Consider the following 12629-nt stretch of genomic DNA (forward strand, 5'->3'; position numbering starts at 1 on the left):
ATAATGCCGCTAAAGAGCGGCATTATCGAAAAAAGATATAAAAATTAGAATTCCATTAACTCTGCTTCTTTCAGCGCTAATGCATCATCAATTTTTTTAATGAACATGTCAGTTAACTTCTGAATGTCATCTTGTGAACGGCGTTCATCATCTTCGCTGATTTCTTTATCTTTCAGTAATGCTTTGACTTTATCGTTAGCATCACGACGGATATTACGAATAGAAACGCGACCTTGTTCTGCATCACCACGAACAACTTTGATTAAGTCTTTACGACGTTCTTCAGTTAATGGAGGCAGTGGAACACGGATAATGGCTCCCGCAGATGAAGGATTTAAACCTAAATCTGATGCCATAATCGCTTTTTCAACAGCCGGTGCTAAAGTACGATCGAATACAGTGATCGCCAGTGTACGGCCATCTTCTGCAACAACGTTAGCAACTTGGTTTAATGGGGTTGGCGCTCCGTAGTATTCAACTACAATGCCATCTAAAAGGCTAGGAGACGCACGACCAGTACGAACTTTATTAATCTGGCTTTTTAGTGCTTCAACGCTTTTATCCATGCGTTCTTGAGCATCTTTTTTGATTTCATTAATCACGTTATAAACCCTTGGGAACTGGTTATCTTCCAGTCGATATAAAATCATACCGACATAAATAAATTGGCGTATTCTAGATGTTAACGCCAAATTATACCGTTGTCTCTGTGTATTAAGCGTGAGAAATCAAAGTTCCTTCACTTTCACCCATTACAACCCGACGTAATGCACCCGGTTTATTCATATTGAATACGCGGATAGGTAAATTATGATCTCGGGCTAATGTGAATGCAGCAAGATCCATGACTTTCAATTCACGTTCTAATACATCCTGATAAGTCAGTGTTTCATAAAGTACTGCATCAGGATCTTTGGTTGGATCGGCAGAATAAACTCCGTCCACTTTCGTTGCTTTTAATACAACGTCAGCTTCAATTTCAATACCGCGTAAACACGCAGCAGAATCGGTAGTAAAGAATGGGTTGCCTGTACCAGCCGAGAAAATAACAACTCGACCGTGGCGTAATAAGCTAATTGCTTCTGCCCAACTATAGTTATCGCAGACACCATTCAGTGGAAATGCTGACATAAGGCGTGCGTTTACATAAGCACGATGCAATGAATCACGCATTGCTAAACCATTCATTACTGTCGCAAGCATTCCCATGTGGTCACCCACAACACGGTTCATACCTGCCGCGGCAAGACCTGCGCCACGGAACAAGTTACCACCGCCAATTACGACACCGACTTGTATACCTAATTCAACGAGTTCTTTGATTTCCTGAGCCATGCGATCAAGTACGCTCGCATCGATACCGAAACCTTCTGCGCCTTGCAGGGCTTCGCCACTCAGCTTTAATAAAATTCGCTGATATACAGGTTTTGCATTGGTAGCCATGGTGTTCTGTCCTAAGCAGATTAGTTAATTGGAGGTTTTAGATAGCTTCTCTTTTTAACAAAAAAAAGCAAACAGCCAGTGGAGATTACAACAAAACAGAACCGCCATTAGGCGGCTCTGTTAACGCTAAGCGTTATTATTTGCTCATTGCAGCAACTTCAGCTGCGAAATCAGCTTCAACTTTCTCAATACCTTCACCCACTTCGAAACGAACGAAGTTGATAACATCAGCATTGTTTTCTTTCAGCAGTTCGCCAACAGTTTTGCTTGGGTCCATTACGAAATGCTGACCAGTCAGAGAAATCTCACCGGTGAATTTGTTCATGCGACCGATAACCATTTTTTCTGCGATTTCGCGTGGTTTACCGGATTGCATTGCGATATCCATCTGAATTTGGTGCTCATGTTCAACAACATCAGCAGGAACATCTTCAGGACGAACATATTCTGGTTTGCTTGCAGCAACGTGCATAGCAATGTGTTTGATCAGTTCTTCGTTAGCGCCTTTAGCTGAAACTAAAACACCGATACGAGCACCGTGTAGGTAAGTACCTAACTCTTCAGCTTCTAATACAGCAACACGACGAATGTTGATGTTTTCACCGATTTTAGCAACTAATGCAGTACGTGCTTCTTCGAATTTAGCTTTCAGAGCTTCGATATCATCCGTTTTGTCTGCTAATACAGTAGCCATAACTTCTTTACCGAAAGCGATGAAACCAGCATCTTTAGCAACGAAGTCTGTTTCACAGTTCAGTTCAACCAGCGCACCGAATTTACCATCAGCAGCAACTTCTGCAAGGATGATACCTTCAGCAGCAACACGGCCTGCTTTTTTAGCCGCTTTAGCTTGACCTGATTTACGCATGTTGTCGATTGCTAATTCGATATCACCATTAGCTTCAACCAGCGCTTTTTTACATTCCATCATGCCTGCGCCAGTACGTTCACGCAGTTCTTTTACCAATGCAGCGGTAATTCCAGACATTTGTTTCTTCCTCGACTTTTCTATGGGCTAGCCATAGATGTTCTCATAGCAGATGTGTAAAGGGGGCCTATTGAGGCCCCCTAACCAATATATAGCAATACCTGGTTAAATAAGGGCTCTTACGAGCATGCCTTATTATTCAGCTTCGACTAAGCCTTCTTCAGCCTGAACAGCCAGATCTTGAGAACGACCTTCACGAACAGCTGTAGCTGCAGCGGTCAGATATAATTTAACCGCACGGATTGCATCGTCATTACCAGGGATAATGAAGTCGATACCATCTGGATCAGAGTTAGTATCAACGATAGCAAATACTGGAATACCCAGGTTGTTTGCTTCTTTGATAGCAATGTGTTCGTGTTCAGCATCGATAACAAACAGAGCGTCAGGTAAACCGCCCATGTCTTTGATACCACCCAGGCTGTTTTCTAACTTACCAAGTTCACGAGAACGCATTAACGCTTCTTTCTTGGTCAGTTTGTCAAAAGTACCGTCCTGAGATTGTGATTCTAAATCTTTCAGGCGTTTGATTGACTGACGAACAGTTTTCCAGTTAGTCAGCATACCGCCTAACCAGCGGTGGTTTACATAAAACTGGTCACAGCTTTCTGCTGCTTCTTTAACAGCTTCAACGGCAGAGCGCTTAGTACCAACAAACAGGATTTTGCCTTTACGAGAAGCAATTTTGTTCAGTTCAACCAGAGCTTCATTGAACATTGGAACCGTTTTTTCCAAGTTAATGATATGAACTTTGTTACGCGCACCAAAGATGAATGGTTTCATTTTTGGATTCCAGTAACGAGTTTGGTGACCGAAGTGAACACCGGCTTGCAGCATATCGCGCATTGAAACAGTTGCCATTTTAGACCTCTATAAATTTAAATTTGGGGTTATTTCGTCCACAAATCCCATACGACCGACTCATCAGCTGTAAAGGTTTGACCTTTACATAAGAGCACCCCGGCGTTATGTGCCGATTTGTGTGTGTAATTAACACAATTGAATGTTTCAGATTTACTGCTATTACCCACTGTGTGATGCAATAACAGAACTCCGGCGCGCTTTATACCATAAATAACCTCAAGAAACCACTATTACTTACGTTTGCCATAGGCTTATTTGGCATAAAGACACATCATTTGAACAAAGGAAAAAGCGGTATTCACGCAATGATAATAAATATTGCTCTAATATCAATTTGCTAGAAAAACACCAATAGAAAAGCGCAATATGTAAAGACAATCAGATTAAGAAGGCGTAATGTTCGTCATTATTCTCGATATCAGACAGATTGCACACATCCTCTTTATTGGCACACCTACTTTCTGCTGATATCATAAATGGTAATCAGAATTATTTCTCATCATCATTCATTTAACCTGCAATACAAAATATGAATACAACAAAGTGTATTATCTAATTCGTATTGTGGCTTTTAATCTAGACGAAGAACTCAAATGGCTATTGTAATCAAGACAGAAGAAGATATTCAAAAAATGCGCGTCGCAGGTCGTCTTGCGGCAGAAGTTCTTGAAATTATCGCACCGTTCGTAAAACCGGGTGTCAACACCGCTGAATTAGACCGTATTTGTCATGAGCATATTGTTAACGTACAACAGGCTATTCCTGCTTGTCTTAACTATCATGGTTTCCCTAAATCAGTCTGTATTTCAGTTAACGATGTTATTTGCCACGGTATTCCTAGCGAAGAAAAAATCCTTAAAGAGGGTGATATCGTGAATATTGATGTCACTGTCATTAAAGAAGGGTTTCATGGCGACACCTCAAAAATGTTTATCGTAGGTAAACCAACAATCCAAGGTGAACGCTTATGTCGTATCACTCAAGAAAGTCTTTATCTGGCAATCAAAATGGTTAAGCCAGGTATTCGCTTACGTGAACTGGGTAAAGCCATTCAAAAATTTGTTGAAGGTCATGACTATTCTGTTGTTCGTGAATATTGTGGTCATGGTATTGGTGAAGGATTCCATGAAGAACCTCAAGTTCTACACTATGATGCAGATGATAGTGGTGTTGTGTTACAAAAAGGCATGGCATTCACTATCGAGCCAATGGTAAACACAGGTGATTACCGTATTCGTACAATGAAAGACGGCTGGACGGTTAAAACTAAAGACAGAGGTTGGTCAGCACAATACGAACATACGTTAGTTGTTACTGATAATGGCTGTGAAATCATGACACTACGCAAAGAAGAAGAACCCTTTATTTCTGCGGTATTAGTCAACGCCTAAGTTTTTTAGCGAAAAATGTAAAAGCGACATATTTTTTCGAGATGTGTCGCTTTTTTTATTTTATTTACGATGCAACAGCAGAATCACTAGTCAGGTTATCGTTTTAACATTAGTCTTAATATCATAAGCAAACATTGAGAAAGAAGACGAATAATGACTAATAAAAATGCATTTCAAACACCGCCCCCTTCCCCTTTTTTGCTGACAGAAAACACCCTAGATTGCGCTAAACTTAAGCAATCTATTGAACAATTTCAGTCTTGGTTAGCAGATGCCTTTCATCATGATGTTGATGTTGCCTTATTACTTCAAGCCCGTAGCCATTTCATTGACCAACTCTTAACACAATTGTGGCACTATACACAGCTATCCGATTACCCTGATCTTAGTATCATTGCGGTCGGTGGTTATGGCAGACAAGAGTTACATCCGCTTTCTGATATTGATCTTCTCTTTTTAAGTGAAACACTGTTATCACCTAAGGCTGAAGATAAAGTCAGCAAGCTCATTACATTACTGTGGGATGTACGCCTTGAAATTGGTGCCAGTGTTAGAACAATGGAAGAATGTCTGTTAGAAGGTCTTTCAGACTTAACCGTTGCAACAAACTTACTAGAAGCACGCCTTATTTGTGGAAATAATTCACTTTATCAGCAATTAATTAATCATATTTTTAGCCAAGGATTTTGGCCATCACCTGATTTTTTTGCTGCAAAAGTTGAAGAACAAAAACAGAGGCATCAGCGATACCATAGCACGAGTTATAACCTAGAACCTGATATCAAAAGTAGCCCTGGTGGGCTACGTGATATCCACACTTTAATTTGGGTCGCTCATCGTCATTTTGGAGCGGCATCAGTTTCTGAAATGGTCAATTTTGGCTTTTTAACACCAGCAGAAGGACAAGAGCTATTAGAGTGCCAATACACGCTATGGAAAATTCGTTTTGCTCTCCATCTCGTGCTTTCTCGCTATGACAATCGCCTATTGTTTGATAGACAACTCAACGTTGCTCAACTTTTAAATTATGAAGGTGAAGGCAATCAGCCCGTTGAAAAAATGATGAAGGATTATTATCGTGTAACTCGTCGAGTCAGTGAGCTAAATGATATGTTACTTCAGTTATTTGACGAAGCTATTCTTGCTCTACAACCTAATGTAAAACCTCGTCCTCTAGACAATGAATTTCAATTAAGAGGTTCTTTAATTGATGTTGTTGATGACAGTTGCTTCCTTGACGATCCTATCGCTATTATGCGCCTCTTTTTACGTATGGCAGAGCATAAAGAGATCACTGGAATTTATTCAACAACGCTCCGCCATTTACGTTACGCTCGCCGGCATTTAGTACAGCCTTTATGTGAGTACCCTCTCGCACGTCAAGTTTTTATGCAGATATTACGCCATCCTCGTGCGGTTTCTGGCGCATTTGTTCCGATGCATAAACACAGTGTACTCGCGGCTTATTTCCCGCAATGGAATAATATTGTAGGTCAAATGCAGTTTGATTTATTCCATGCCTATACCGTTGATGAACATACCATTCGTGTTTTACAAAAACTTGAAAGCTTTAGTCACCCAGAGAACCATGAAAAACACCCTCTTTGTGTTGATATCTACCCAAAACTACCGCAACTTGAATTACTACGTTTAGCTGCACTTTTTCATGATATTGCGAAAGGACGTCATGGAGATCACTCTGTTCTTGGCGCACAAGATGTGGCGTTTTTTGCACAACAACATGGTTTAAATCAGAGAGAATCCGCCTTAGTTGAATGGCTTGTTAGTCACCACTTACTTATGTCTGTTACAGCGCAACGACGTGATATTCAAGATCCTGACATTATTTTTCAGTTCGCATCAGAAGTAAAAAATGAGAGTCGATTACGTTATCTTTTGTGCTTAACCGTTGCGGATATCTGTGCAACCAATAGCAGTCTATGGAATAGCTGGAAACAGAGCCTATTACGTGAACTTTTTCTATCAACAGAAAATCAGTTACGCCAAGGTATGCACTCTATTCCTGATTTACGTGAGCGTATTCGCCATCATCGTTTGCAAGCACTAACTATTTTACGAATAGAACAGGTTGATGAAGATAAATTGCAAGCAATTTGGGGACGTTGCCATGCCGACTATTTTTTACGACACACACCAGAACAAATTGCATGGCATGCACTTGCATTAATCGAGCATAATAGCGCTGATCCTATGGTGTTAATCAGCCAACAAACAGAACATGGTGGTACTGAAATCTTTATTTGGTGTGCCGATAGACCATCCCTTTTTGCATCGGTGGCAGGTGAATTAGATAGACGCAATTTAAGTATCCATAACGCTCAAATTTTTACTAACCGCGATAATATGGCTATGGATACCTTTATTGTATTAGAGCCTAATGGCAAACCTTTGGCGATTGATAGATATAATGCAATTCGCAATGCATTGATCCAAGTTGTATCTGCCCCTTATAACGCCAATGCAAAAACACGCTCATTACCAGCTAAATTACGCCATTTTGATGTTCCGACAAAAATTAACTTTATCGCTTCCAACCATAATAAGCGCACCTACATGGAACTATTCGCACGAGATCGTCCGGGATTATTAGCCATTATTGGTAAAGTTTTTGCTGATCTTTCACTGTCATTACATGGTGCCAGAATAACCACAATAGGCGAACGTGTTGAGGATTTCTTTGTATTAACCGATAGCGAAAATAAGGCACTAAACCAGAAAATGAAGGATGAAGTCGTAGAAAGGTTGACAAAAGCCCTAGTTTCAAAGGATAAAATATAGGAACCCACGACAATACATATAGGAAATACTATTGATGCAAGCATTACAATCTATTATTGATAACGCCTTCGAACATCGAGCTGATATCACTCCAAACAACGTTGAGCCTCATATTCGTGATGCCATTAATAACGTTATTGCACTGCTAGACAGCGGAAAACTGCGTGTCGCGGAAAAAATTGACGGTCAGTGGGTGACTCATCAATGGTTAAAAAAAGCGGTTCTACTCTCTTTTCGTATTAATCATAATCAAGTAATAGATGGCAATGAAAGTCGCTATTTTGACAAAGTGCCGATGAAATTCGCTGATTATGACCAAGCACGTTTTGAGAAAGAAGGTTTTCGTGTTGTTCCGCCAGCAGCTGTTAGACAAGGAGCTTACATCGCTCGTAACACTGTTTTAATGCCATCTTATGTCAACATTGGTGCTTACGTCGATGAAGGTAGCATGGTTGATACATGGGCAACGGTAGGTTCATGCGCTCAGATCGGGAAAAATGTCCACCTCTCTGGTGGTGTGGGTATTGGCGGTGTTTTAGAACCACTACAAGCAAACCCAACCATTATTGAAGACAACTGCTTTATTGGTGCTCGCTCTGAAATTGTTGAAGGGGTCATTGTCGAAGAAGGCGCCGTGATTTCAATGGGCGTTTATATTGGTCAAAGTACCAAGATTTATGACCGAGAAACAGGCGAAGTGCATTATGGTCGAGTCCCAGCAGGCTCTGTTGTTGTATCAGGCAATTTACCCTCTAAAGATGGAAGCTACAGCCTTTACTGTGCAGTGATCGTAAAAAAAGTTGACGCAAAAACGCGTGGAAAAGTAGGTATTAATGAATTGTTAAGAACTATCGACTAATATAAGAACAGCGGATAGAATTAATTCTGTTCGCTATTCTTTCACTCATCTTTCTATCAGGTGCCAATATATGTACGATAATTTAAAAAATTTAGGGATCCCGCATCCTGAAGATATTGACCGCTATACTCTACGCCAAGAAGCTAATAACGATATTTTAAAAATCTATTTTCGCAAAGATAAAGGTGAATTTTTTGCAAAAAGCGTAAAATTTAAATATCCACGCCAACGTAAAACGATCGCTGATAGCCAATCAGGACAAGGTTTTAAAGAAGTCAATGAAATCAATACTAACTTACGTTATGTTATTGAAGAATTAGATCAAATTTGTCAACAAGACCAAGTCGAAGTCGATTTAAAACACAAGATCCTAGACGACTTACGCCACCTTGAGCATGTTGTAGCGAATAAAATTGCTGAAATTGAAGCAGACTTAGAAAAACTGACTCGCCGTTAATAACCACCCCTTTTTAGCTGTTATGTATGTCAGTTTTATAGAAAAGCACCGCTTACTTACTGTATAAAACAGAAATAAGCGGTGTTTTAAATACAGAATAGAATTCATTATTTTATCAAACAATTAAATATTAAATTATTCTCTAATTAATCTAATAGATTAACCCAGTTTTCAAGCCAATCAATTGCAAATACTTCTGGCTCCGCGACATCCATACCGTCTATTTTTAATATTTCGCCGATACGTTTTGCTTGGTGTTCTTGTAACAACTCATCAAATTGCACTCCTGCGCCACAAAAAGAGTCATAACTACTATCACCTAAGGCAATCAAGCCATAACTTAGGTTTGGCTGATATCCAACATTATCACGTAATTCATGAAATAGCGGAGCAATGGTATCAGGTAAATCACCTTGTCCAGTACTTGACGTTATCACAAGCACTGTTGAATATTTTTGCCAATCTGCGAGTGTACCGTCTTCATAAATATTGGCTTGATGTTTATGCTCAAGCAAAATACGCTGCGCTTCTTCAGCTACCGCCAATGCATTGCCATAAACAGTACCTACAAAAATGCCGATTTTAGCCATAATATTTTATCCAAATTATATTGTGAAAAAATCAAATAAGCTTAAATTTAACATATAAGAATTCGGCTTTGTACTCAAAAAATTAAATTATCAACTAATTAAAAAGAGAACGTTTAAAATTATCCCATTTTATATTTTCACCATATAAATAACTTAATAATGTTCTTGGTGGTGTTTCAGATAATTTTGCCGTTACCATCGCAATAATTTCACTCTGTGAAAAAGTGTCATTCTGATTAATATCATAATGACTAAGATAACGTGATATATCCTCAATTTTATTGAGATGTTCATTTAATGATTTCATTGCATCATTATGTTTTTTAGGGAATATAAATTTATATATCCTAGATAAAATTCCCGATTCTTTTCTTTTTATACAATCAGATAATATTTTTTTACATTCATTCGTTTTTACTTCCATTGATGTAATCAAAGAGCAGGCACTGCCCTCTCCCTTTTTAATAAGAGAAGAATTAGCATTTATTATTTCATTTTTAAAGTTATTACAGCTATCAGAGAAAGGTTTTAACAATTCTATATCTATCTTTAAAGACCCCGTATTAGACTCTATCTTTTTTGTCATATTTACTAAATCAGTAACATCATCTTGTTTTAACACATCATCATTTATTTTTTTAATATAATTTTTGTAAAACAGATTAAGTTCCTCGGATGTTTTTTTAAACTCGTGATAACAATCTGCATAATCTTGTATAGATCTATTCTTATCTATTTCATCAAGTGCTGTATAAATACGCTCAAATAATAGGTCACCATCTTTAATAGAATTAAAAATCTTATTGATATTATTAAACTTTATACATTTATTATAGTTATCTATTATATCATGATATTTTTTAATGTTTTCATTAAGGAAATTAAACAGTATTTCAAATTCACTTTGTGCTATTTTACTCATCTCTTTACATTGTATTGAAGAAATTTCTTTCTTATCATGCTTTACAATTTGACTCTTTTTTTCGCTCTCATAAACATATTTATTACTGGCAGCTTCGCCATTACCCAGTTTAACGAGTACCATATCATGCTCTTTTGGCTTATATGGTAGATTACACCCTACATTTAATTCTATTATTTTATTTTTCAAATTACTGACTATTTCATTAATAGATTTAGTTTGAACTTTTGAAAAAAATGCACTATTAAAAAAAGAATTAATTATTGGATTTTTACTTTTATTAAAAATTGTATTTATTAAATCTTTAGAATTTGTTTCTGAAATTAAACTAGAAATAAATTTTTTCGCACTATTTAATGAATGGATATTGACGACTTGTTTAAGTTGGTTATTTGTATCTCTTAAAAATAAGTCTTTGTGATTATTATTAGCCTTATTAACCTTATCTAATCGCTTAAGATTACTATCTATATAATTATTAATAGTTAATGTTAATTCATTTTCTATTTTAGTAAAAATAGACTTATCAATATAAATTTTCGTTCCTGATCTTTTGTCTTTTTCAGTAAAAATAAAGAAATCATCGAAAGATAGCGAATTAGAGCAGTTAACAATTTTCGAAGATAATAAAAAATATATATTTTCTTTTTTATCATTTGGAGATAAAACATTGGCTAAATTTTTGAAGTGGATTTCCATTTTTATATTTCCTATCACTTAAAATGATAGAAATAATACGATTTAATAAATGATAATCATTTCAAAAAAGAATTTTATTTACTGAAATTATAATATAAAAAAACACGCTCAATAGTAAATTTGAGCGTGTTTTTTTAATTAACAGACACTATTCATTACTCATTTGAACCTAAAGACCGAATATATTCATCCATTTCGGTTTTTAAGTTATCTGATTTAGGGCCAAAAATTGCTTGAATACCCGAGCCAACGACCACAACCCCTGCGGCACCGAGTCTTTTCAACTCATCACGATCGACTTTTTCAATTTCTTTAACACCAATACGTAAACGAGTAATACAAGCATCTAAACTACTAATATTGTCTTTACCACCAAACGCAGCGACTAAAGATTGTCCCATCGCACTTTTATCAGCTTGTTTTGCATTTTTATCTTCCACTTCTCGACCTGGGGTTTTCAGGTTTAGTTTGACGATTAAGAAACGGAAAATAGAGTAATAAGTTATCGCATAAAGTATGCCAATAATTGGGAATAGATACAGTTTACTGCTATTGCCACTCAATACGATAAAGTCAATTAAACCATGAGAGAAACTCGTACCATCACGCATACCTAACAAGATACAAATAACAAATGCTAAGCCCGCTAAAATGGCGTGAATAACATAAAGAATGGGTGCGACGAACATAAATGAGAATTCGATAGGTTCAGTGATCCCTGTTAAGAAGGCAGTTAATGCCGCAGAAATCATGATACCCCCCACTTTTACACGATTCTCAGGACGTGCTGAATGCCATATCGCAATAGCCGCCGCTGGCAAACCAAACATCTTAAATAAAAAGCCACCTGACAACATACCCGCAGTAGGGTCTCCCGCCATATAGCGAGGAATATCACCATGGAATACTTGTCCTGCACTATTTACATATTCACCCACTTGCATTTGGAACGGTACATTCCAGATATGGTGTAAACCAAATGGCACTAATGCACGCTCTACAACACCATAAATACCAAAAGCGACGGCAGGATTTTGATACGCAGCCCACTCAGAAAAACGTTGGATAGCGGTACCAATAGGAGGCCAAATAAAGGCTAAGATAATCCCAACAAAAATAGCGATTAAACCTGAAATAATAGGCACAAAACGTTTTCCTGCGAAAAAGCCTAAATATTCAGGTAATTTAATTCGATAAAAACGGTTAAACATAGAGGCAGCAATAATACCAGCAATGATCCCTCCCAATACTCCTGTATCGGTAAGGTGTTGAGTCTCAATTTCAGCTGGTGTTAAACCTAAAACCCAAGGAGCAACCACAATCATGGTTTTAGACATAATGCCATAAGCCACAACAGAGGCCAGTGCTGATACCCCGTCATTATTGGTAAAACCTAACGCAACACCAATGGCAAAAATAAGTGGCATATTAGAGAAAACCGAACCACCAGCCTCTGCCATAACTTGAGAAACAGAAGATGGGATCCATGAAAGATCCGCGGAACCAACCCCTAATAAAATACCGGCAACTGGCAGTACAGATACCGGTAACATCAAGGACTTTCCGATTTTTTGTAAAACAACAAATAGGTTTTTAAACATCAAGCAGACTCCCGGA

The 12629-nt window shown here is 37.8% G+C and carries 11 protein-coding genes; 4 read left to right on the forward strand and 7 right to left on the reverse strand.

Annotated features, from left to right (window positions below; translation table 11 throughout):
• Positions 1 to 44 precede the first annotated feature (44 nt).
• The 4 genes from frr to rpsB form a co-directional block, all read right to left on the reverse strand.
• The gene (gene frr, locus DK865_RS16635; RefSeq protein ID WP_036913811.1) at positions 45 to 602 is read right to left on the reverse strand and encodes a ribosome recycling factor; all 558 of its coding nucleotides are present in this window, start codon (positions 600 to 602) and stop codon (positions 45 to 47) included.
• 112 nt (positions 603 to 714) lie between these two features.
• Positions 715 to 1443 carry a UMP kinase gene (gene pyrH / locus DK865_RS16640; RefSeq protein ID WP_023582710.1) on the reverse strand — a complete coding sequence of 243 codons (729 nt, stop codon included), beginning with the start codon at positions 1441 to 1443 and terminating at the stop codon, positions 715 to 717.
• A gap of 136 nt (positions 1444 to 1579) precedes the next feature.
• Positions 1580 to 2431: a translation elongation factor Ts gene (tsf, locus tag DK865_RS16645; protein WP_023582711.1), complete on the reverse strand. Its 852-nt coding sequence runs from the start codon at positions 2429 to 2431 to the stop codon at positions 1580 to 1582.
• A gap of 135 nt (positions 2432 to 2566) precedes the next feature.
• Entirely contained in the window at positions 2567 to 3292 is a 726-nt protein-coding gene (gene rpsB, locus DK865_RS16650; RefSeq protein WP_023582712.1) for a 30S ribosomal protein S2, read from the reverse strand.
• Between the two features lie 596 nt (positions 3293 to 3888).
• Here rpsB and map point away from each other — a divergent pair.
• From map to DK865_RS16670, 4 genes are all read left to right on the forward strand, one after another.
• Positions 3889 to 4686: a type I methionyl aminopeptidase gene (map, locus tag DK865_RS16655; protein ID WP_023582713.1), complete on the forward strand. Its 798-nt coding sequence runs from the start codon at positions 3889 to 3891 to the stop codon at positions 4684 to 4686.
• A gap of 153 nt (positions 4687 to 4839) precedes the next feature.
• Positions 4840 to 7485 (forward strand): bifunctional uridylyltransferase/uridylyl-removing protein GlnD, encoded by a 2646-nt coding sequence (gene glnD / locus DK865_RS16660; protein ID WP_109392380.1) that lies wholly within the window; start codon positions 4840 to 4842, stop codon positions 7483 to 7485.
• A 34-nt stretch (positions 7486 to 7519) separates the two neighbouring features.
• Positions 7520 to 8344, forward strand: a complete 825-nt coding sequence (dapD, locus tag DK865_RS16665) for a 2,3,4,5-tetrahydropyridine-2,6-dicarboxylate N-succinyltransferase (RefSeq protein ID WP_023582715.1) — start codon at positions 7520 to 7522, stop codon at positions 8342 to 8344.
• 70 nt (positions 8345 to 8414) lie between these two features.
• Positions 8415 to 8801 (forward strand): DUF3461 family protein, encoded by a 387-nt coding sequence (locus DK865_RS16670; protein WP_023582716.1) that lies wholly within the window; start codon positions 8415 to 8417, stop codon positions 8799 to 8801.
• Positions 8802 to 8947: 146 nt separating this feature from the next.
• On the opposite strand, the gene DK865_RS16675 is transcribed toward DK865_RS16670, so the two are convergent.
• From DK865_RS16675 to ptsG, 3 genes are all read right to left on the reverse strand, one after another.
• Positions 8948 to 9391 (reverse strand): flavodoxin, encoded by a 444-nt coding sequence (locus DK865_RS16675; protein ID WP_109392381.1) that lies wholly within the window; start codon positions 9389 to 9391, stop codon positions 8948 to 8950.
• A gap of 94 nt (positions 9392 to 9485) precedes the next feature.
• Entirely contained in the window at positions 9486 to 11012 is a 1527-nt protein-coding gene (locus DK865_RS16680) for a hypothetical protein (protein WP_109392382.1), read from the reverse strand.
• Positions 11013 to 11167: 155 nt separating this feature from the next.
• A complete protein-coding gene (gene ptsG / locus DK865_RS16685) occupies positions 11168 to 12613 on the reverse strand; it encodes a PTS glucose transporter subunit IIBC (protein ID WP_109392383.1) in 1446 nt (481 codons plus the stop codon).
• Between the last annotated feature and the right edge of the window lie 16 nt (positions 12614 to 12629).

Source organism: Proteus cibi, assembly GCF_003144405.1.
GTDB lineage: Bacteria > Pseudomonadota > Gammaproteobacteria > Enterobacterales > Enterobacteriaceae > Proteus > Proteus cibi.